Source organism: Ureibacillus endophyticus (genome assembly GCF_024159215.1).
Classification (GTDB): Bacteria; Bacillota; Bacilli; order Bacillales_A; family Planococcaceae; genus Ureibacillus; species Ureibacillus endophyticus.
In genome coordinates, this window is sequence record NZ_JAMYWW010000001.1 from 1,973,014 (window position 1) to 1,994,499 (window position 21,486).

General features: G+C 36.1%; 17 protein-coding genes, 1 riboswitch and 1 other annotated feature. Of the genes, 4 read left to right on the forward strand and 13 right to left on the reverse strand.

Going from position 1 to position 21,486, the window contains the following annotated elements:
* Nucleotides 1–13: 13 nt before the first annotated feature.
* Nucleotides 14–2,482, reverse strand: coding sequence for a tetratricopeptide repeat protein (locus NKR20_RS09615; RefSeq protein ID WP_253425986.1), 2,469 nt, complete (start codon nt 2,480–2,482; stop codon nt 14–16).
* Nucleotides 2,483–2,523: 41 nt separating this feature from the next.
* The gene (gene proS, locus NKR20_RS09620) at nt 2,524–3,960 is read right to left on the reverse strand and encodes a proline--tRNA ligase (RefSeq protein ID WP_253425989.1); all 1,437 of its coding nucleotides are present in this window, start codon (nt 3,958–3,960) and stop codon (nt 2,524–2,526) included.
* A 147-nt stretch (nt 3,961–4,107) separates the two neighbouring features.
* Nucleotides 4,108–4,319: a binding site (T-box leader), on the reverse strand.
* 184 nt (nt 4,320–4,503) lie between these two features.
* Here proS and NKR20_RS09625 point away from each other — a divergent pair.
* Nucleotides 4,504–6,495: a methyl-accepting chemotaxis protein gene (locus tag NKR20_RS09625; protein WP_121214980.1), complete on the forward strand. Its 1,992-nt coding sequence runs from the start codon at nt 4,504–4,506 to the stop codon at nt 6,493–6,495.
* A 23-nt stretch (nt 6,496–6,518) separates the two neighbouring features.
* Here the strand turns inward: NKR20_RS09625 and NKR20_RS09630 are convergent, their stop codons facing one another.
* From NKR20_RS09630 to NKR20_RS09670, 9 genes are all read right to left on the reverse strand, one after another.
* Nucleotides 6,519–7,811 (reverse strand): hypothetical protein, encoded by a 1,293-nt coding sequence (locus tag NKR20_RS09630; protein ID WP_121214981.1) that lies wholly within the window; start codon nt 7,809–7,811, stop codon nt 6,519–6,521.
* A gap of 72 nt (nt 7,812–7,883) precedes the next feature.
* A complete protein-coding gene (locus tag NKR20_RS09635) occupies nt 7,884–8,708 on the reverse strand; it encodes an MBL fold metallo-hydrolase (protein ID WP_121214982.1) in 825 nt (274 codons plus the stop codon).
* Between the two features lie 343 nt (nt 8,709–9,051).
* The gene (locus NKR20_RS09640) at nt 9,052–10,764 is read right to left on the reverse strand and encodes a methyl-accepting chemotaxis protein (RefSeq protein WP_121214983.1); all 1,713 of its coding nucleotides are present in this window, start codon (nt 10,762–10,764) and stop codon (nt 9,052–9,054) included.
* A gap of 389 nt (nt 10,765–11,153) precedes the next feature.
* Nucleotides 11,154–12,425: a saccharopine dehydrogenase NADP-binding domain-containing protein gene (locus NKR20_RS09645; protein WP_121214984.1), complete on the reverse strand. Its 1,272-nt coding sequence runs from the start codon at nt 12,423–12,425 to the stop codon at nt 11,154–11,156.
* A 422-nt stretch (nt 12,426–12,847) separates the two neighbouring features.
* Complete coding sequence (gene thiE / locus NKR20_RS09650) at nt 12,848–13,465, reverse strand: thiamine phosphate synthase (RefSeq protein WP_366519715.1); 618 nt, start codon at nt 13,463–13,465, stop codon at nt 12,848–12,850.
* A complete protein-coding gene (gene thiD, locus NKR20_RS09655; protein ID WP_253426005.1) occupies nt 13,455–14,276 on the reverse strand; it encodes a bifunctional hydroxymethylpyrimidine kinase/phosphomethylpyrimidine kinase in 822 nt (273 codons plus the stop codon). The genes thiE and thiD overlap by 11 nt, the downstream gene beginning before the upstream one ends.
* Nucleotides 14,264–15,025 (reverse strand): hydroxyethylthiazole kinase, encoded by a 762-nt coding sequence (thiM, locus tag NKR20_RS09660; RefSeq protein WP_121214987.1) that lies wholly within the window; start codon nt 15,023–15,025, stop codon nt 14,264–14,266. The genes thiD and thiM overlap by 13 nt, the downstream gene beginning before the upstream one ends.
* Nucleotides 15,012–15,695: a thiaminase II gene (gene tenA, locus NKR20_RS09665; RefSeq protein ID WP_121214988.1), complete on the reverse strand. Its 684-nt coding sequence runs from the start codon at nt 15,693–15,695 to the stop codon at nt 15,012–15,014. Before tenA ends, thiM begins: the two co-directional genes overlap by 14 nt.
* A 200-nt stretch (nt 15,696–15,895) precedes the next feature.
* Nucleotides 15,896–15,993, reverse strand: a riboswitch (TPP riboswitch).
* 257 nt (nt 15,994–16,250) lie between these two features.
* Entirely contained in the window at nt 16,251–18,197 is a 1,947-nt protein-coding gene (locus NKR20_RS09670) for an elongation factor G (RefSeq protein ID WP_253426008.1), read from the reverse strand.
* A gap of 179 nt (nt 18,198–18,376) precedes the next feature.
* On the opposite strand from NKR20_RS09670, the gene NKR20_RS09675 reads away from it, so the two are divergent.
* Nucleotides 18,377–19,678 (forward strand): purine/pyrimidine permease, encoded by a 1,302-nt coding sequence (locus NKR20_RS09675; protein WP_253426011.1) that lies wholly within the window; start codon nt 18,377–18,379, stop codon nt 19,676–19,678.
* Between the two features lie 2 nt (nt 19,679–19,680).
* A complete protein-coding gene (locus tag NKR20_RS09680; RefSeq protein WP_253426013.1) occupies nt 19,681–20,256 on the forward strand; it encodes a TetR/AcrR family transcriptional regulator in 576 nt (191 codons plus the stop codon).
* Here the strand turns inward: NKR20_RS09680 and NKR20_RS09685 are convergent.
* On the reverse strand, nt 20,240–20,878 hold the full coding sequence (locus NKR20_RS09685; protein WP_366519716.1) for an NAD(P)H-binding protein: 639 nt from the start codon (nt 20,876–20,878) through the stop codon (nt 20,240–20,242). The two genes, NKR20_RS09680 and NKR20_RS09685, sit on opposite strands and share 17 nt — an antisense overlap.
* A 58-nt stretch (nt 20,879–20,936) precedes the next feature.
* Nucleotides 20,937–21,140 (reverse strand): small acid-soluble spore protein Tlp, encoded by a 204-nt coding sequence (locus NKR20_RS09690; protein ID WP_121213703.1) that lies wholly within the window; start codon nt 21,138–21,140, stop codon nt 20,937–20,939.
* A gap of 137 nt (nt 21,141–21,277) precedes the next feature.
* Between NKR20_RS09690 and NKR20_RS09695 the strand changes: the two genes are divergently transcribed.
* A complete protein-coding gene (locus NKR20_RS09695) occupies nt 21,278–21,457 on the forward strand; it encodes an H-type small acid-soluble spore protein (RefSeq protein ID WP_253426020.1) in 180 nt (59 codons plus the stop codon).
* Nucleotides 21,458–21,486 lie beyond the last annotated feature (29 nt).

Sequence of the window (21,486 nt, forward strand, 5' to 3'; positions counted from 1 at the left end):
ATTTAATTCACACCTAAAAGTCAAATTTGCAGTCTTCATACGCCAATTTCTTAAGTTTTATACATTCTAGCATTATTGTAGATTTCTTAAAACCAATTCGTTTATCAAAGGCTTTATTCAAACCGTTTATTCTCGATTTAATCTCTATCGCTTTTTCCATAAAGTCAATTGCAAGAATGGTTTCATTTCTCAATGCATAAATCAGTGCTTTATTATGCAAAATATCCCCAACTCTTATATGGTTTTCGCCGTAATAATTTTTATAATATTCCTCTACTTCATCTAAAATACTGATTGCCTTCTCAAAATGTTTATCTTTAGCTGTTAAAATCGCTAAATATGTTTGTGCTTTATGCCATTCTAACTTTTGTGAAGATAGATGCTCTTTTATAATGGTTAACACTTCATCAATTAACTCTGTTGCTAACTCATATTTCCCCATCTCTTGATAACAGCTGATTAGATTATTTTTCGCTAGAACAATCTTTTCATAATTCATGTTTACTTGACTTAAACGAATTTCTAATGATCGTTTATAGAGCTCTTCTGCTTTTTCATAATCACCGTTATCTTGATATAGTTTTGCCAATCCATTTGCAGATAATGCAACTGCTATATTATCCCCTTCCCCACATAGTCTTTCTCGGATATCCAGAGATTTAATGTATAACTCTTCTGAACGGTCCTTCTTACCTTGTCGATGATATAAAGTGGCTAGTCCATAATAAGATTTCGCAGTATATAAATGGTTTTCACCGTAGTAATTTAATCGTAATTGTAGTGCTTCTTTGAACAAACGTTCAGCTTCATCATAGTTAAGTAATTCCCACATATGAACATAGGCTAAATCATAAATTAAAATCGGTAAGTACTCCAATTTAATTTCATCTTTAGACTTCTCCAAATCATCAATTAACGTTTCAAGCATTGGCAAAGTTAAATAGTTTTTTCCACTATTTAAGAATTTTTCATCTAATTTACGGAACCAATCAATAAATTCTTTTTTATTAAATTCTTTCATTCCAACTAATTGATAACCGTGATAGAACGCTTCATGTAATATAGAACTAGCATAATTAGGGTCAGAATAAATTAAATCTTTATGTAATTGATTCTTAAAATACATATGTAAGAAATTATGTCCTTTAGACAGTTTTTCTTCAGATTGCGTATGTTTTAAACATTTACGCATAAGTTGGTGCATCTCCCATTGATTTTCACCTATTTCACGAATGAAAGAAAATTGTGTGATATTCTGATGGTTTTCTTCATTCATAAAAATTCTAAAATTCGAAACGACTGCATGAAACAATGAGATATTCCATGTATTTGCTAAAGCTAAGTATTCTAATAATTGTTTTTCAGAGTTTGTTATATATAACAATAATCGCTTCACTAATTTTTGTGGTGTTTTTTGATCAATAAAGTCACTCACTTCTGGTTTTCGACCGGAATCTTTGATTTGTTTATATAAATCAATTGCTAACGTAATACTAAATGGATGTCCACCAGAGTTTTCATAAATAACATGTTGAATTTCAGAATCCCCTACACCCAGTGAGGAACATAAATGAAATGTCTCTGTATCACTTAAGTTATCTAATGGAATTGGAATAATTAGATCTTTCCATTCATCTTCATATTGAATCCAATCAAGGGGTTCGCGCCCTGTAATAACCCAAACAGAATATGGCATTGCTTCAACAAGAATACGAATCCAATGATCCACATCATAATGCTCTCTTTTTTCTTCCCATAAAGCCTCATACGCGTCTAAGAAAAAGATAAAATGACTGTGATGTTTTTCAATATAAGCACGAATATCTTCAGCAAAAATATATGGCAACAGTTCGAATAGTTCTATGTTATCCATATTCTTAAAATCTTCAATCATCTCTCTTCGGGACGCATTTAATAGTTTGTCCATTCTACGGTATACAAGTTCAATAATTTTTGGAATCGAAATCATCGTAACCCCTGAAGTTGCAGAAATGATTTCCATAATAATCGAACTTTCCTCGATAAATGGAATCGATTTTTCATTAATAACCGTTTTAGGATCGATATTTTTCAAATAGATGACATAGGCGATATCAAAAAGCGTAAATGGCATTTTATATTTTTTCCCTAGCTCTTGTCTCATGAAAATTAGAGCTTCTTCCATTGTGCGATGCTTCTTAATTTCAAAATTAATCGATGTAAAACGATACTTTGACAACGGGTTGATTCTTCTTTGTAATTCCTTTGAAAATTCAGTCTTCCCTACACCACCAATTCCGTAATAAGAAAAGATGCGATGGTCTTCAAAGTCATGCATGGATAATTCCTGCATAAATTCAGACACTTCATATTCTCTTCCGACAAATCTTGCTTTCTTCTTTTTGTCTAACATTGCTTTTAAACTAGACATACGACCTCCAAAATATACAATAATTGGAATTATTGTTTTATCATAGCATAATTTTCCTTTTTTCTTCTTCATAAAAAACTGCCCTTGATTGAAATCAAGAGCAGTTTCATTAATTAATATGCGCGGCCGAACCAAACTGTGTGTTGTGCTTCTTTGCCACAGTTAATGCATGTATGTTTTTTCGTTGGTGGGTTGAATGGAATGTTACGTGTTGTGAATTTTGTTTCTTCTTTCACGTTTGATTCACATGCATCATCTCCACACCATCCAGCAAGTACCCAACCAGGGATTGTGCCGTTTTGTTCAGATGTAGCTAAATGTTCGTGTAATTGAGCTAATGAATCGATATGTGTATGAGAGTTTGCATCACGGAACGCTTTTGCTTTGTCGTAAAGACGTGTTTGCATCACTTCAAGTTCTTTTTCGATAGCTTCTACAACTTCACCAAGTGCTACTGTTTGTTTATCTTGTTCGTCACGAGCTTTTAATAATACTTGGTTGTTTTCTAAGTCACGTGGTCCAAGTTCAATGCGTACTGGTACACCTTTTAATTCCCATTCATTGAATTTGTATCCTGTTGATTGATCAGAATCATCAAGACGTACACGAATGCCTTTTGCTTTTAATGCAGCAAAGATTTCGTCTAATTTTTCAATGATTGCTGGGTTCTTTTTCCATGGACCAACAGGGATTAATACAACTTGGGTTGGTGCGATTTTTGGTGGTAATACAAGACCTTGCTCATCACCATGTACCATGATAACAGAACCGATTAAACGAGTTGACGTTCCCCAAGATGTTGTATGAACGTGAACGTGTTTGTTTTCTTTGTTTAAATATTTAATATCAAAAGCTTCTGCAAACTTTGTACCTAAGTAGTGAGAAGTTCCGGCTTGCACTGCTTTACCGTCTTTCATCATCGCTTCGATTGAATACGTATCAACCGCACCAGCGAAACGTTCAGATGGAGTTTTTTGACCATCATAAACAGGAATTGCAAGGAATCCTTCAACAACTTCTTTGTATATATTTAACATTTGCATTGTTTCTTTACGTGCATCTTCTTCATCAACGTGAGCTGTATGCCCTTCTTGCCATAAAAACTCAGACGTACGGATGAATGGAAGAGTTTTCTTCTCCCAACGGAAAACGTTTGCCCATTGGTTAATTAATACTGGAAGGTCGCGGTAACTTTTAATCCAGTCTGAATACAAATGACCAATCATTGTTTCAGAAGTTGGACGTAATGCAAGGCGTTCTTCTAATTTCTCCCCTGCTGCTTCTGTTACCCATGGAAGTTCTGGTGAGAAACCTTCAATATGATCTTTTTCTTTTTGGAAGAAAGATTCAGGAATTAACATTGGGAAGTACGCATTACGGTGTCCAGTTTCTTTAAAACGACGGTCCATCTCGCCTTGGATGTGTTCCCATAACTCATAGCCGTCTGGTTTAAAGGCGATACAACCACGTACTGGTGTATAATCCATTAAATCAGCTTTTTGAATTGTGTCGATGTACCATTTTGAAAAATCATTTGTTTGTTGAGACATTCAATTTCCTCCTAAATATATTACAACTTGACGGATCCGTTCTAAACGGTAGATTCGAGCTCGCCTCGTGATATTCTTTCTTATTATTTGGATTCATTTTCCTAAAATAAACATAAAAACCAAATAAAAAGCACAAAGAGCCCTCATATTAAGGACGCCTCTGTGCGAATAAACGTGGTACCACCTTAGTTCGGTAATAAAAAATATTACCCTCCTACGTTAGTAACGATAACGACTCGGCAAGTTTTTGCTCGCATCTCCGTGATAGGTTTCAATAAGAAGTGGTGATATAGCTCTCAGCAACTGCTACATTTTCTGTGTCACAATTCTTATTTACTTGGTCACATCATTGATTCCATATTTCTTATAATGTATCAAAAAAACGGAATAAATTCAATGATTGTGGTAATTTTTCTAAGTCTTATTTCAAACTGAAAATTCCAAATCAACCAAATATTAAAAATTATTTTTATTTAGAGAAATTCCTCTAAATGGTCCTATAATCTATTTAGCATTTAATCGAAAATTTAAGGAGGAATATTCTTGAAAACATCCATACGATGGAGAATTATTGCCATTGTACTAGTCATTATTGTGCTTGGACTAGGATTACTTTCATCAATTAGTTCATACATAATTTCATCCAAGTCTGAAGAAAGTGTCATTGAATCGAGTGAAGTGGTTGTAACAGGATTATCCAACAACATTACAACATTCTTAAATGGATATGAAAATAGTTTATTAAAACTAGCAAATTCACCTGACACAATAGAATTTTATAAAAAATCTTCTACATACAACGATGCACAAGATCGAATCTATCGTGCTGGATTAGCAGACTACTTATCAATTTACAAAGCCGCTTCAGGAATTTATTTTTCAACGGGCGACTATACCATCATTGAACCCCATTTTGAAGGGATAAACGATATCGACATTAAATCACGAGATTGGTATAAAAATGCGATTGATAACGAAGGTCAATTCGTCTGGTCTGAACCATATATCGACTCAGTATCAAATCATTATGCCATCACAGGTTCTGTTACTGTAAAAGATGGTAATCAAGTAATCGGTGTACTTGGTGTCGACATTCAATTAGAACAATTAACGGAAATGGTTTCATCAACAAAACTTGGTTATAATGGCTATCCACTGATTGTTGATGAGAAAGGTACAGCTTTAGTGCACCCTACCCAATCCGGGGAAAACTTACAATCATTAAACTATGTCAATAAAATGTTAAGTGATACGGTGACGACGAATCATTTCAATGACGAAATCGATGAAAAAGAATCCGTAATCGTCTTTAATAAAATTCCTGACCTTGGTTGGTACGTGGGAGCTGTATATGATGTCAAAGAAGTACAAGGGTTAGCGCGGGATATGGTACAAGTTATAATTCTCATTGCCGTTACAATATTAATCATTACCTTTGTCATTCTTTATTTCTTAATTACAAGAACATTAAAACCGATTCATCATCTCGGTGAATTAATGGAAGAGGTCGCGCAAGGTGATTTAACCGTTCAAATTGATATCAATTCAAAAGATGAAATTGGTCAACTTGCCAACTACTTTAATGCCATGGTGCAACAAATGAAATCGATTCTTACGATTGTTCAAGAATCATCTAACCATGTAGAAGAACGCTCACAGCAACTAAGTGCATTAGCAGAAGAAACAAGTGCATCAAGTAATGAAGTGGCAAAGGCTGTCAATGACATTGCTATTGGTGCAACGAGTTCATCTGAAAATGCCGATGCCGTCATGGAATCCTCTGTAAAACTTGGAGATAGAATTAATGGCATGCAGCAACAATCCAATGCCCTTCATGATATTACAATCCAAGCTGGTAAATTGAATATTATCGGGGAAGAAAAAATGGAGAACTTGCTAGACTCCTTTGACCTATCAAAACAAGATTTATTAAATATGGCGCAAGCTGTTCAAACATTAGAAGTAAAAGTAGAAGCAATTGGTTCCGTTATGAATACAATTTCTGAAATCTCCTCTCAAACGAATTTATTAGCTTTAAATGCGAGTATTGAAGCTGCTCGTGCGGGAGAACATGGGAAAGGATTTGCGGTAGTAGCTGAAGAAGTTCGTAAATTAGCAGAACAATCGAAAGTCGCAACGGAACAAGTAAAAACGACGATTCAAGAACTTCAATCAGAAGCCCAAGTGGTGACATCACAAATGAGTGAAATGCAAACGACTTTCCAAAATCAAGGTGTCGTTGTGGAAGAAACCGGTATCCTATTTGGCAATTTAACGGAATTAGTAAACAACATGGAAGAAACCTTTAAAAATGTATCAACCGAAATTGAAGGCATTATTAAATACAAAGATCGAGTTGTCGCTACGATTCAACAAATGACCATCACAGCGCAATCAAGTGCCGCTGCTTGTGAAGAAGTGAGTGCATCTAGTGACGAACAACTACATGCTATTCAATCCGTTGCCCTTGCATCGGAAGAACTAAACAGCTTAAGTACAGAACTATCCATTGCTGCAAGTAAATTTAAATTATAAACAAGAAAGCCACGTGTTGTTGTTCACAACCGTGGCTTCTTATCTTCATCTGTATTCCCATTTTGAGAATTGAACAGCTTGCCGATTTTTTCTTCTAAGAAGTTGGAACGTTCAAATATAACGGAACGTAAGTATTCCATTTGACGGACAATCTTTTCGATTAACCCTCCGTTATTTTCCACATGCTCAACAACGGTTTGTTGGGATTGTTCAATTTGAGCAATCTTTGCTAGCAGTTGCTCGTTTATTTCGATTTGTTTATCTAATTTCCCTTGCATAACATCATTATTCATTACCAATTCTTCAATTCGTTTTAGCATGGCATTGTTCAACACTTCAAATTCATGTAATAAATCAACAATACTATGCTGTTCATCCGCAATTACATCGACCCTTGTCACCACTTCTCGCTGTGAAAAGGAAATGCCATTGACTTCTCCGGTTAAGCTTTGTTCCAATTGTTGATTGATGCCATTGACTTCTCGGAATAGATTTTGTTGTAACTGGTTAATGATGTTTACATTTTCTTGCAAGTTGTTTTGTGATTGATTAATCGTATTGACTTCTTGCATTAAGTCTTGTTGGGATTGTGTAATGCCCGTTACTTCTTGAATCAGATTTTGCTGTGATTCGCTCATGGCATCAATATTTTCTTGCAATGTATTTTGTGATTCATTAATCGTACTTACTTCTTGGATTAAGTCTTGTTGGGATTGTGTAATGCCCGTTACTTCTTGAAGTAGATTTTCTTGGGATTGATTAATAGTCTCTACATTTTCTTGCAAAGTATTATGCAATTGACTTATCGTATTGACCTCTTGAAACAAGTTTTGTTGGGATTGCGTAATGCCATTGACTTCTTGGAGGAGATTTTGTTGGGATTGGTTAATAGTGTCTACATTTTGCGTCAAGTTCACTTGCGATTGACTAATTGCAGTTACTTCTTGAGATAAGGTTTGTTGGGTTTGCGTAATGCCGTTTACTTCTTGAAATAAATTTTGTCGATTCTGTTGCTCATTATTCCAAACTTCTTGAAAAGTTGTATTTTGATTTTCGATAGTATTTAACATATTCATTGCTTGCTGTTCGAGTTGTTGTTGTAGTTGTCCCCACTGTCTCGTTTGCTGTAAATTCCACTGTACTTGTGTATTAAGATTACGAGAAACAGTTTGCTTTAATTCTTCACTTAACTTCAATTGCTGTTCTAAAAATTCTGCCATTGAATCCCTTCGAAACTCAGCTTGATTCGGTGCAAAAAGTTTATTTGAATTTCTAAACACTTCTGGGTGCTCCTCATTATTAATATATAACCCCATTATGAATACACCCCCTTTGTCGCCTTAATAGTTTATGCGAGAAAAGGTAAAGGGGGTACACGGGTCTAAATATCAGTCTTGCTTGATCTGAGCATTCAGTTCCTTTTTCATCAGTTCAATATTTTGTTCGTGACAACTTTGAAGTTCACTTAAATAGTTATAACCTTGGAGAAGATTTTGACTATCCTTCCCTTTTTCAATCGCTTCACGTAATTCCTTAATATATGTCAACGAAACCATTTTACGAAACTTTATCTCTTCCACAATATCTGTAATATGACCATGACCTGGTATTAAATAGTCAATCAGATGGCGTTTTAAAATGGCATCCGTTTTAAGTAAAGTCGCTTCATATTTTGAGCTACTATCGTAAATAAAAGGAAATTCAATGTCTGACAAATAATCGCCTGTAATCCAAATGCCCAATGGTTCGATGATGCAGTAAATTCCATCGTTTGTGTGCCCTTCTGCTTGATAAAACGTTAAAAAGGTATCACCAATTGTAACAAACTGCCCATCTTCATTTATCTCAATATCTACGGACGGATATAGGATTGGATGTGGTCGGTCAAGGTAGTACTGGTCATCAAATTTTCTCATTTGTTTCACAATATCTTCTATATCTTCTCTTTGTGCAAAAGCACTACTTGCAATGACGGTTGCATCTTGGAAAGCTCCATAACCAATGACATGATCCCAATCAGAATGGGTGAAAATGACATAGATTGGTCGGTTGTCTCTGATGCTATCTACATGTGCGCGGATTGCTTCAACTTCAAAGGGTAATAGATTCGGATCTACCACAATGATACAATCATTTGTTTGAATGACTGTAGAAGTTGTTTTATATAAAAGACTTTGGAAAACTGTGAAATTACTATTTTGATATTGAATCAATATATTTCACTCCAATCCACTTATTCTTAAATATTTTACCCGAAATAATAGAAAATGTATAACTTCAATATCTTGAAAATTATGTACACTTTTGCCGAATACACGCATTTATTAAGGTTAATCGTTTATTTAAGTGAAAAACTCTATTAATAACGGGCAAATTTCTATTAGCTAGCTGTTTTACTCTATTATATTCATATAACTTTTAAATACTTGAGTCATTTCTATTATTTTTTTATACGTTTTCTATTAATTTCTCATAAATTTTGATTAATCCTTCTAAAATTTCTATTCAATTTAAAAATCCAGTATCCTTGACTAATTCAAGAATACTGGACCTAGACTACTCTTTTAATCGAAACATTTTTACAGAAATTTCAAGTTCCTCTGCCATTTTTGTAGATTCAACAGAGCGATGTGAAATATCATGAATACTTGCCGTTGTTTCTTGGGCTGCAGCTGAAATGCCCTTCAATGTATCTTCAATTTCGTGAATTGATCGCGTTAACTCATGAATCATTTCAACGATTGTATCAGATTTCTCTGTTTCAGAAGATAATAAGTTAGAAATATTTTTAATATCATGAACCGTTTCAGAAACCGCATTCGAAATATTGTGAAGTGCATTCGCCGTTAATTGAACCGTTTGTGTACCTTTTTCAATAAACTTCCCATTTTCACTGGAAGAAATCATGACATTGCCAATGCGTTCCATAATATCTTTTACTAGTTTCTCAACTTCTGTTACTTCTTTGTTCGATTGTTCTGCAAGTTTACGTACTTCTTCGGCAACAACAGCAAATCCTTTTCCATGCTCCCCTGCTCTAGCCGCTTCAATGGATGCATTTAAAGCCAGTAAATTTGTTTGGGAAGCAATCGATGAAATTGCTTCAGTTATCGTTTGAATTCTCGTAGCAGACTCGACTAAATGTTGAATCGTATTGCTTACTTCTTGGGAACCAGTACGGATTTTTTCCATATCCGCGCTAATTTCTTGTGCACGTTTTTCCCCTTCAATGGCAATTTTCATTGTTTCATTCGAATTAACTACCGTTTGATCAGCTCGAGCTTTCATACTTTGTAGATTATCCGCTAAGGACGTTAAGACATTCGATGCATTATCTGCATTATGCATTCCATCTCGCATCGCACCTGTTACATCTTCTATATGATCTGCTACCGATTGAACAGCCGAATTCATTTCTGTTAATGTACTTGCGGTTTCTGTTGCATTCGTTGTTAATTGATTAGAAGTCGAACGCATTGTCGAGATGATAGATTGTAAATTAGATGCTGTTTGATTTAACGTTCTAGATAAATCCGCGATTTCGTCTTTCCCTTTAATCGTTGTTTCAGAAACTGATAAATTTCCGTCAGCTAATCGTTTTGCTTGTTCGATTAATTGTGAAATTAGTTTTGTTTTACGATAAATTAATAATCCAGTAATCATTGAAGCTACTAACATTGGAATAATACTAATTAAAATTCCTTGACTAACGACTTCCCACGTTCTTTCTGTTACGATATCTGCATCAAAATCGATGACATTGATGGCGATAATTTCTTTAGATGGGTCGTGGTCTTTATAAATTGGTGCATAACCCGATAAACGTTCCATCCCTGCGTAATCATAAGGTTCTGAAAAAGTTGGGTGGCCCATTTCTAACAACATCGAAATTGCTTTTTGGTCTACGTGGAATTCATCACCAATATTAATCCCTTTTTCTTTTAAGTTATTATCAAGGGCGATGACGTTCCCATTTAAATCTAAGATATATTGCGTTTCAAAAATTTCTTTATGATCGATTGTCCAATTTAATTGTTCACTAATACTTTCTTTTGCTGCCATATCATTATTTAGTGCACGATCTAACACAGTCGGATCAATTAATCCTGTTGTGATATTGGCACAACCATATGCTTCAACACCAGCAGCTTCGTACAATTTATCGTACGCAGTATAATATGTAGCGGCAGAAGTAATTGCAAGCATAACTACTAAAATACCTGCAATGATTGTTCCTAATTTAAACGTTAAAGTCTGAAAAAATTTCATTTCTCGTACCACCTTCTAAAAGAACCCCTGTTATATTAAAAAACTCTAATCTATCATACTATGAAAAGAAGTATCGAGAAAGAATGTTTGGATATTTCTCCAGAATTTTATAATAAATTTGTCATCTATTTGTCAAGGTTGCGTCTGAAATACATTTGAGACGAAACCTTTGTGACTGTCGCTTCGCTTTCGTCACAGATATATTGCGACGAGGATGGTGACATTTTAATGTGACCACCACAGGAGCAGATTCTTTGAAAAGAGGATGGTGATATTCTAATGTGACCGCCACAGAAGCACACTTTCCGAAACAATGATAGTTACATCTTGATGTAAAAGCATGACAAAGGGCTATGCAGATAACCTACCTTCTACACAGCCCTACTAATTTAATCTTTAAAATCTCTCATCCGGTCTAATATTAAACCGTCCGACTTATCGTTCTCACCAACGACAAAATCTTTCATATATTGCTTTAAATATTGTCCAAAATTTGTTTGGTGATTTAGTAGAAGTTCATCTACATAATGGGCACCTTTTGGAATATCATCTAGCAACAGCACCGATAAAGAGGCATAAATTCCACAGGCTACTTGAAAATACGTAGCATTCATTTGAAACTTATCAAAAATCTCTATATTTGTTAAAACATTGTACATGTACTGTTCCTTATCTGGATACACCATTAAAACCCCACATAAATCTTCCCCTACTAATTCTCCATCAAGGGGATTCAACACCTTCATTTCGAAGTCCCAAATTTTATCAACATCATCGATATTGGAACGAATGAGTTTCGTTGTGTGTTCATTCACTTTGTAAATAAACCCACTTTCCAAATTCAATAATTTCCCTAATGTGTAGACTTCCTCATGGGGCATTAAACAACCGTAAAACTTGATATCTCCCAATCTCACTTTGAATTCAAGATCGTAAACATTTTCATAAAGGAATAGCGGAGTTTGACCCTTCATAAACATCGGGTAGCTTAGAATGGCTTCATCGAGGAAACATTCAGGGGACCAAGTAGTATAAACTACATTTTCTTTTGCCAGAGTTTTATCTTTGAAAAATGAATTATCGTGTTCCACTATGAAACATGCTAATGGTGTTTCATTAGTTGGCTTATTTTTAAACAATTCTGTCGCCATCCATTGCACAACTCCTGGATTCATCCCAGAGCAAAGAATGGCTTTTGAATTTGTAATGAGATGTCGTTTACCTTCAATCCAGTTCAATCGTTCAATAAGACCAAATCCAGCAAATTGATCTTCATTTTCATCGATATACGGATTTTCCAAGGCAGAGTTTACATAACTAATCCCTAAACTGTTACAGGCTTTCATCATTTCAACTGTATCAGCCCAAGAAACATCGATAACCAAGGATGTTTTCGTATTCTTGAGATGTTGAATGAACTTATCTTTATCACTTAAATCTAGTTGATGAAATACAAACCTCTGTTTTAAATTAGGGAAAAGTTGAAAGTAGAGTTGTTTGTCCACTGACTTCATATCTATCAAATGAAGTTGGCAATTGGTGATGATTGGATGAATTGGGTCTGTTACATCTACAGCGGATTTGTTCAAAATAGCGAGTATTGCTTTGGCAACACCACCTGCGCTACCTAAAAGAGTAAGAACACTAGTACGATTTGTCATATGATTCACCTCGCCTTCTACTTAAAGCATATGAAGTTTAATAGAGTATGCTTAGGTAGAAAACTATTAGGGATATGATTAGCGCCTAGTCAAAAAATAATATTATGGACTTGGGTTAAAATCCAAGTAAAAATACAACGGCACTCATGAATGTTTAGCTCATGAGTGCCGATTTAGAGGTTGGGACATAAGTGGATCGTTTCAACTTTTACTTGTAGTTTTTAGTAATTAAAATATTATAGTAGTATTTTTTAGTTGTTCGAAGAGGAGGCCACGACTCCTGCGGGAACCGCACTAGCCGAAAATCCATTTTTGCCGGGCAATTGCCGGCAAAAATTAGTTGAGGCAGTGCCCGCGGAAAGCGTTGGCCGGAACGGAGAACAACGTTTTTATAGAAATCACTATTCCCTAACCTTGATAGTTTATTTTAATAGATTAATCGTTTCTCTACGGTCCGCGCTTTGACAAATGGCTGAAATTACTGCAACCCCATCAGCCCCAGCAGCAAGTACCTCAGATGCATTTTCTGTCGTAATACCGCCAATGCCGACAATCGGGAAATCTTGATAATCTCTTCTTGCTTTGGATAAAAACGACACGCCCGCAGCAGGTTTTGCATCGGCTTTTGATTGTGTTTCATAAATCGGACCAATGCCTACATAATCTGCCCCACCTTCCACAGCTACCTTCATTTCCTCGTCATTATGAACAGAAACGCCAACAATTTTCCCATTAAATTGTTCTCGAATTTGAGCTATTGGTGCGTCATCTTGTCCAACGTGAACGCCATCCGCATTTATCTTCAGTGCTAATTGCACATTGTCATTAATAATAAATGGGACGTTATATTCTTTACATAATGCTTGGCAAGCATGGGCAAATTTTTCTAGGGACTCGCCAGTTAAGGCATTTGCTCCTTTTTCTCGTAATTGAAAGAATGTAATACCTGACTTCAGTGCATCTTCCAAGACGACTAATGGCTCATCCTTACAATTTTCTGTACCCATAATAAAATACACCGCTAAATCACTACGCTTCACTTACCGTCACCTCATAATCTTGATATGTTTGATAAGCAAAATGATTTGTTGGACCGTGACCATGTCCTAAATTCAATGGATGTTCAATGGCAAGTTGGACAAATTTTTTCCCTTCAACGATAGCTTCTTGTAAAGAAAATCCTCTACCTAAAAATGCCGTAATCGCAGCGGAAAACGTGCATCCTGTTCCGTGGGTATGTTTAGTATAGATTCGTTTACTTTGCATTTTAAATGAACTGCCATTCGCAAGGAACACTGTATCTGTCGCAAATTCGTCATTTTCAAGGTGGCCACCCTTCATCACGACACATTGCAAACCTTTTTCTAGAATACATTCTGCAGCAGCTTGAATATCCGATTGTGTCTTGATTGTCATCCCAGTAATCACTTCAGCTTCAGGAATGTTTGGCGTTAGTACCGTAGCAATCGGCAACAATTTTGTTTTAAGTGCATGTACTGCCTCTTGTTGCAATAAACTCGCGCCACCTTTTGCTATCATCACAGGATCCACGACAACTTGAACTTCCTTATTTTGGATTTCTCCGGCTACTCTTTCAATGATGTCAGCTGAAAACAACATTCCTGTTTTTAACGCCTTTACATCAAAGTCATTGAAAACTGAAGAAAGCTGTTGTGTGACAAATTCAGGTGTTGTCGGAAAAATTCCATCTACCCCGAGCGTATTTTGAGCCGTTAATGCTGTAATCACAGACGTTCCAAATACTTTTAACTCTTGGAAAGTTTTTAAGTCGGCTTGAATGCCTGCTCCTCCACCACTATCAGAACCCGCAATTGTCATTACAACGTCCATTTCGATACACTCCTAGAAATTAAATGTAATTGATTTAAGATATTTTCTTGGAATGAACCAAGAAGAAGCTGGAAACTGACACCATCTGCAACACGTTTGTAGTCGGATAAGGTTGCTTTTAGATTTGATATTGGATCCCCTTCAAGAGATAGTGTTGCAGCACAAATGGCACTTAATAAGCAGCCTGTTCCTGTTACTTGTGTCATTAATACATGTCCACCAGAAATCCAATGTTCCGATTCACCATCTGTTAAATAATCAGACGGCCCAGTAACAATCACCATACAATTGTATTTTGAAGCAACTTCCTTAGCCGCCGCTTGAACGTCGATTTCACCTTCTCCACTATCTACACCCTTCGCTTGCCAACTTACTCCAGCAATCGCAGCAAGTTCACCAGGGTTACAACGGATTAATTGAATATCAACTTCTTCTAAAATTTTGGCCACAGCTTGCTTACGGAATGAAGTTGCCCCGACCCCGACAGGATCTAGTACAACTGGAATATTCAATTCATTAGCCTTTTTCCCAGCTTTAAGCATAGATTCTAGCGTTCTAGTATTTAACGTTCCAATATTTATTAAGAACGCATTCGCAATTGAGACCATCTCTTCCACTTCTTCTACTTCGTCAGCCATCACAGGAGATGCCCCAATCGCCAATAATCCGTTTGCTGTGAAATTCGCTACTACATAATTTGTAATACAATGTACGAGTGGATTTTTTTGACGGATTTTATACAAAGCCATATTCTTTTACCTCCTGCTCCCAATTTTCTAATGTCCACGGCATTTCCCAAAACTTCCATTCATAATAACAGCTTTTTAAGAAGTGGGATTTATAAATGTGAACTTTTTCTGGGTGTAATTCTGCATATCGATTCATCATTGCTTTTTGATTTTCAACGGATTCTTTAAACTCGGGATTACTATACATGGCAATCCACTCTTCATATAACTTAACGCCTGGTTTAGCATCTTTATATTTTTCACCAATTTCCTGATACAGCCATGGACATGGGAACATTGCCGCAAATGCTTCTGCCACGTCTCCGTTATGCACAGCATTATACATATGACTTACATAGTTATAAGCAGCTGGAGCTGGTTCAAATTGTTCGATTTCCTCTTCGGATACTTCTAATTCGTTAAAAACTGTACGATGCAACTCAAGTTCTGCTTCATTGATAAAACGCGCGGAATTTAAAAAGTAAGTAATTTCATCATTTGTATCTGCTTTTGAAGCCGCAATGGCTAATATTTTCGTATAATGCTTTAAATAATAAGCATCTTGTAATATATAATACTTAAATTTCTCAATTGGTAGAGAACCGTCTACAATCCCTCTAACAAATGGATGGTTGAAGCTTCCTTCCCAATACAAATCAGTTTCTTTACGAACTTCTTCACAAAATGTCATCTTTCTTCCTCCTCTAATGGACGTAGGAAAACAAAAAGCGCCCTACTCATACGATGACTGAGTGGGCGCCTATCTTCCTAAATTGCTCCCTACATCGAATTACAGTTAGTTAGCAATTAGAGATATTTGGCAAAGAAAATGCCCTCCAAAAAATGGAGCGCTTAACATGTACAGGTAATAATAAGCATAATAAAAACTATGCTAAAATTGTACTTGCTCCCTACGATCGTATTAACGAACAGGTTCTAAGGGTCAGGTTTTAACCTTCTCAGGCACGAGTGCCCCCCCTGCAAATATTCTAATTATTTCTCATTCTAGCATAGTTTTCTTATTATTCAAGTTTGATTTATATTATTTAAATTACAGATTCATTACGTTCGGAAATAGCTTAGTTTTCGTGCTGAAATTGAGCTTATTTGTTCGGGAAATACACTTTTTTGTTCGGGTAATAGTCCATCTGGTTTGGGAAATTTACTCTTTCGTGCGGGTAATAATCCGTCTTGTTCGGAAAATCCCCCGTTTCGTGCGGGAAATAAACCAAACCTTCCCCCCACATCACTTTTTCAAACAATGCATCGCTTCTTCCGCCTCATCCCACGGAACAGAATAGCCTTTCCCCTTTGCACAAAAAATACTGGATGACGTATATTCTGGATCTGCCTCTTTCCGATAGCCAATCTTTTCAATCACTTCATCGGCATTGTGACAAAGATCGTATCCGTCAAATTGAAGAGACAGTGCACCCTTACCATTCGTATATGCCGAAAAAATTGTACTATAATTCATAAATGTTGAAACAGGCGCCCTTCCAATGATGGTCACTTGGTTTTCCGTCATTTCTGGAGCTTCAAAGGTACCACTTGCTTGTTGAATGTCCGTCATCATCCGTCCTAAATGGGTCAAATCTGCCTTCATCTTAAAGCGATAATACGGCTCTAATAAAACATTCTCCGCCTGTTCAAGACCTTGACGAAGTGCACGGAAAGTGGCTTCACGGAAATCTCCACCTTCTGTATGCTTATTATGAGCACGCCCCGTCAGCAACGTAAAACGAATATCTGTAATCGGATATCCGGTAAGTAATCCATGATGGTCGCGTTCAAACAAATGCTTCTCGATTAACCGTTGATACCCAATCGATAAATCATCGGCATGGCAAGCATTTTCAAAAACAATCCCACTACCTCTAGGAGCTGGCTCCATTTTCAAATGAACTTCAGCGTAATGCTTCAAAGGTTCAAAATGCCCATAACCGGTTACCGTAGTTTGAATCGTTTCCATATATAAAATTTTCGGATCTTCGAAAGTGATATCCATGTTAAAACGTTCTTTCGCCACTTCAACTAATACTTCTAGTTGAATAACACCCATGACGTGGACATGAATATCCTGAAATTTTTCGCTCCATACCACACGTAAAGTAGGTTCTTCTGCCTCTAACATGCGGAAATAGCGTAAAACTTCTTTAATATGTTCTGTTCCGGAATATACTACTTTTGCTTGCAACGTTGGCACAAGTTCAAATTCATCTCGAGCAAAATCTCCACCAAGAACATCTCCAATTTTCGCTGAAGACAATCCTTTTACTGCAAAGATTTCACCCGCTTCAACTTGTTGTGCTGTCTCGAATTTATTCCCGTTATAAAGTCGGATTTCCGTAACTTTTTCAGTCTCTTCTCCCACATTAATTTCATCTCGTACATGTAATGTGCCGGACACAGCTTTAATAAAGGTAATTCGTTGATTTTGTTCATCGTGACGAATTTTATAAACTTTCCCTTGAAACGGACCATTCTTGTCATAACTTGTATCCGTTAAAATTGATAGTTGTTCGAAAAATTCCTTCACACCAATATCTTTTAACGCTGAACCTGCCATGCTAATAAATGCCTGCTCGTTTTGAATCATGTCCTTTAATTTAGAAAAGAAAGCTAAAGAATCAACTTCCCCTTCCATATACTGCTCTAGTAGCTCTTCATCGCGTTCTGCAATCCATTCCAGAACATTTTCCGGTAACGAGTTTTCAGTTAACGTCTCCGTTATCAAAAGAGCATCTTGTGAAAATTCTTTGCGGATTTCCATCATTACGTTATCAACGCTAGCACCATCACGGTCAATTTTATTAATAAAAATAAACGTTGGAACGTGGTGTTGTCGTAACAAGTGCCAAACGGTTTCTGTATGCCCTTCAATGCCATCTACTGCACTAATTATTAAAATGGCATAATCCATCACACTGATGGCACGTTCCATTTCAGGGGAGAAGTCGACATGTCCTGGTGTATCAATTAAAGTATAAGTATCGCCATTAAAGTGGATGCGTCCTTGCTCAGCAAAAATGGTAATCCCCCGTCTCCGCTCAATACTATGATTATCTAAATAAGCATCTTTGTGATCCACTCGTCCTCGTTCTTTAATACTTTGTGTATGGTAAAGGAGCTGCTCTGAAAAGGTAGTTTTACCAGCATCGACATGAGCAAGTACCCCAATCGTTTTAAACATAAAAATCCTCATTTCTTCTATTTCATATAGTTTATTGTAACAAGGATTCCATATGTGGGAAATCAACAAGTTAGTAGACATAATATAATTATCTATTAATCTTCAAATTAAAATATATACAAAACGAAACGTATCGTTTTATAATTGAGTAAACTTTCCAATTTTGAGAGGATACCATAATGAAAATTTCCAAATTAGATACAGGAATTGGTGCAGTACAATGGTTTATTTTTTTACTCGCCAATTGTTTAACCATCCCGATTATTGTTGGGCAATTGTTTCAACTTTCACCAGAAGACATCTCCGGGTTAATGCAAAGAACATTTTTTATTGTTGGCCTCTCTAGTTTATTATCCGGGTATTTCGGACACCGCCTCCCTATTTCAGATGGCCCTGCCGGTATTTGGCTTGCGGTCTTCACTTTAATGGGGCAAGTGGCAATGATTGAGGGGATAACAAACCTCAGCAATTCTTTACAGTTATTAGAAGGTTCGATGTTACTAGCGGGAATCATTTTATTGATAGTTAGCATTACCGGTTGGATGGAAAAATTACTTTCCTACTTTACACCATTAGTCAATGGCGTTTACTTAACTATCCTTGGTTTTCAATTATGCGGGATATTTTTAGAAGGAATGTTTGATGTAAAACCAACGTCAATATCAATCGAAATGGGCGTAGTTCTTCTTTCGTTCAGTACGTTTCTCCTTGTTCTTTATCTTGGTGTTTGGGGAAAAGGTTGGTTAAAAAGTTATGCGGTACTCATTGGCATTGTGATTGGTTCTATATTTTTTGTTATTTTTTATGGGTCTCATCCATTTCCGAAAAAAGACGCAATTTTTTCCTTACCAGAAGTTTTTGCTTGGGGAACCCCTAAAATCGATGGGAGTATGATTGTTTCGGCAATACTCGTAGCCATCGTGTTAATCTTAAGTATTATTGCAAGTATCGCAGCAATGAAACATGTATTAAGTATGCAAAGTGCAAATGGTACTCGTAAGGAAGGGACTCTAAAAAGTTCCGGTTTGATTAGCGGAGTTAACACTATCCTGTCAGCTGTTTTCTCTGTGGTCGGGGTTGTTCCTTATACAGTAACGGCCAGTTTTGTTCTATTAACAGGACAAAACCGTATGAAACCTTATTTTATTGCGAGTTTCTTGCTGGCATTTATCGCATTCTTCCCTGCAATCTATTCGTTTTTTGCAATGTTACCTGGCCCGATTGCAAATGGTGCAATGCTTGCTTCCTATACAACGATGGCGGGAATTGGTATAAGTACGGTATTAAAAGAACCCCTCGATCAAAGACGACTAACGATTTTGAGTATTTCTTTATCTTTAGGAATTGGTGTCATGTTTTTACCGGAAGTTGTCATTTCAGCATTTCCTGGAGTTTTACAATATGTAATTAGCAATGGCGTGATGGTAGGATTACTAACTGCTCTAATTTTTGAACACGTTTGGAAGACGAGTGAGGTGTGAAGATGAAAGTTGGAAGACCGCGAAGTGAAGCAGCCAAAAAAGCGATATTACAAGCAGTTATTCAATTACTAGAAGAAACTTCCTATTCTGATTTAACAATTGAATCCATCGCGAATGTTGCTGGCGTAGGAAAAGCAACTATTTATCGTTGGTGGACTCATAAAACCTTTTTAGTACTGGATGCCTTTTTATTAACGGTGGAAACAAATTTAAAATTCCATGAAAATACAACATTCCGAGAAAATTTTAGACAACATTTAAACACCCTTTCAGCCATGCTAAACAGTTCTTTAGGGCGAACGATTGTCTCATTAGTTGCTGAAAGTGGAGCCGATTCCGAATTAGCGAACAAATTTACTACGGAATATTTAAAACCTCGCCGAGAGCAATCACGGAAGCTGTTACAAACAGCAATTGACAATGGTGAAATACAACCCTCTATCAATTTAGATATTGTCTTAGATATGTTTTATGGTCCTGTTTACTTTCGAATATTAATTTATAAAAAGGATGTTGATTCTACTTATATCGACTCTTTAATTGAGCAAGTGATGAAAGGAATCACTTCAATGTACTAAGAATTTGTTGTATCGGGGTTTTCCCTGATGCAACTTTTATTGTTTTACGAATGGTTGCGTCATTTTCTAAACAAGCTAAAATAAATTGTGCAATATCTTCTTTTGAAGTTTCTTTATTCTTTATGTTAGAACCAATTTCAACCAACCCTGTTCCCTTTTTATCAACAAGAGTACCAGATTTAATAATTGTAAAATGACTTCCCGATAACTTTAGCCATTTTTCAATATAATATTTTTTCACGAAAGTTGATCGAAAATAAAGTGGTAATGCTTGGGTTTCAAACGTACTAACATAAATGATTCGTGAAACACCTGCATAGATTGCTGCATCCACCAGTTTTAACATTTCATCTATTTCAGTCAGTGTCTCCTTGTTCTTTTCATCAAGGCTACCAGTAATTACAAGGGCATCAATATTTCTGAGTAGCTTTAGAATTTTTGTCAATTTTTGGTTCAGGTCGAATGTTAATGTTTCAACTCCCATATCAGTAAAATACGCCTTTTGCACACCATTATTGACTAAAGCAACAGCCGAATGATCGTTGCTTTCAACTATGTATTTAATCAAGTACCTCCCTAATTGACCATTTGCACCAACAATGAGAATGTTCAATTGCCGCACAACCTTTCTGTCATTTTAAAAAGGGCTGTGTTAACTCTTTAACACAGCCAGGAATCATTTAAGTCAGAGGTTCGTTTTTCATTCTTTGAATTTGATGTTTACGACGCTCATTTTTTTCTTGTAAATTTTCTAACTCTTCTTCCCCAGCAAACTCCATGCTGATTTCGGCTTCACGCATATTATCCAATGTATTTTCAATCATTTCTTCTTTACTCACAAATTTTTTCGGTCTGCCAGCAATTTTTTGTGGGTTTTGTTTCATCCTAAAAACCTCCCTAAAATCATTTTCAAAATACAATTTTAGTTTGGTATTGTTTATAACATTTATACTTAAACAGAATTTTTTCGAGGGAAATGTGAATAATAAAGTGGCATAACTTTTGTGAGGAGGATTCATCAATGAATATTCAAAGAGCCCAAGAAATAACACAGTCCGGAGAAATTCCAAATATTATATTTAATGGTAAACGAGTTTATATTCAACATGTAGATCCAGACAAAAAGACAGCTCGTATCTATCCCCTTGATGATCCTGAAAAAGAACAAGAAGTATCGGTAACTGACTTAATTGAGCACTAAAAAATTAGGAGAAGGACTTTCAAAATCCT

Coding starts and splice junctions, on each gene's coding strand:
- NKR20_RS09680 (WP_253426013.1), top strand. CDS start 19,681: ATGAAAGTTGGAAGACCGCGAAGTGAAGCAGCCAAAAAAGCGATATTA.
- NKR20_RS09695 (WP_253426020.1), top strand. CDS start 21,278: ATGAATATTCAAAGAGCCCAAGAAATAACACAGTCCGGAGAAATTCCA.
- NKR20_RS09670 (WP_253426008.1), bottom strand. CDS start 18,197: ATGTTTAAAACGATTGGGGTACTTGCTCATGTCGATGCTGGTAAAACT.
- NKR20_RS09630 (WP_121214981.1), bottom strand. CDS start 7,811: ATGGGGTTATATATTAATAATGAGGAGCACCCAGAAGTGTTTAGAAAT.
- NKR20_RS09640 (WP_121214983.1), bottom strand. CDS start 10,764: ATGAAATTTTTTCAGACTTTAACGTTTAAATTAGGAACAATCATTGCA.
- tenA (WP_121214988.1), bottom strand. CDS start 15,695: ATGACATTTTGTGAAGAAGTTCGTAAAGAAACTGATTTGTATTGGGAA.
- NKR20_RS09690 (WP_121213703.1), bottom strand. CDS start 21,140: ATGAAACAAAACCCACAAAAAATTGCTGGCAGACCGAAAAAATTTGTG.
- NKR20_RS09675 (WP_253426011.1), top strand. CDS start 18,377: ATGAAAATTTCCAAATTAGATACAGGAATTGGTGCAGTACAATGGTTT.
- thiD (WP_253426005.1), bottom strand. CDS start 14,276: ATGGACGTTGTAATGACAATTGCGGGTTCTGATAGTGGTGGAGGAGCA.
- proS (WP_253425989.1), bottom strand. CDS start 3,960: ATGTCTCAACAAACAAATGATTTTTCAAAATGGTACATCGACACAATT.
- NKR20_RS09615 (WP_253425986.1), bottom strand. CDS start 2,482: ATGAAGAAGAAAAAAGGAAAATTATGCTATGATAAAACAATAATTCCA.
- NKR20_RS09645 (WP_121214984.1), bottom strand. CDS start 12,425: ATGACAAATCGTACTAGTGTTCTTACTCTTTTAGGTAGCGCAGGTGGT.
- thiM (WP_121214987.1), bottom strand. CDS start 15,025: ATGGCTTTGTATAAAATCCGTCAAAAAAATCCACTCGTACATTGTATT.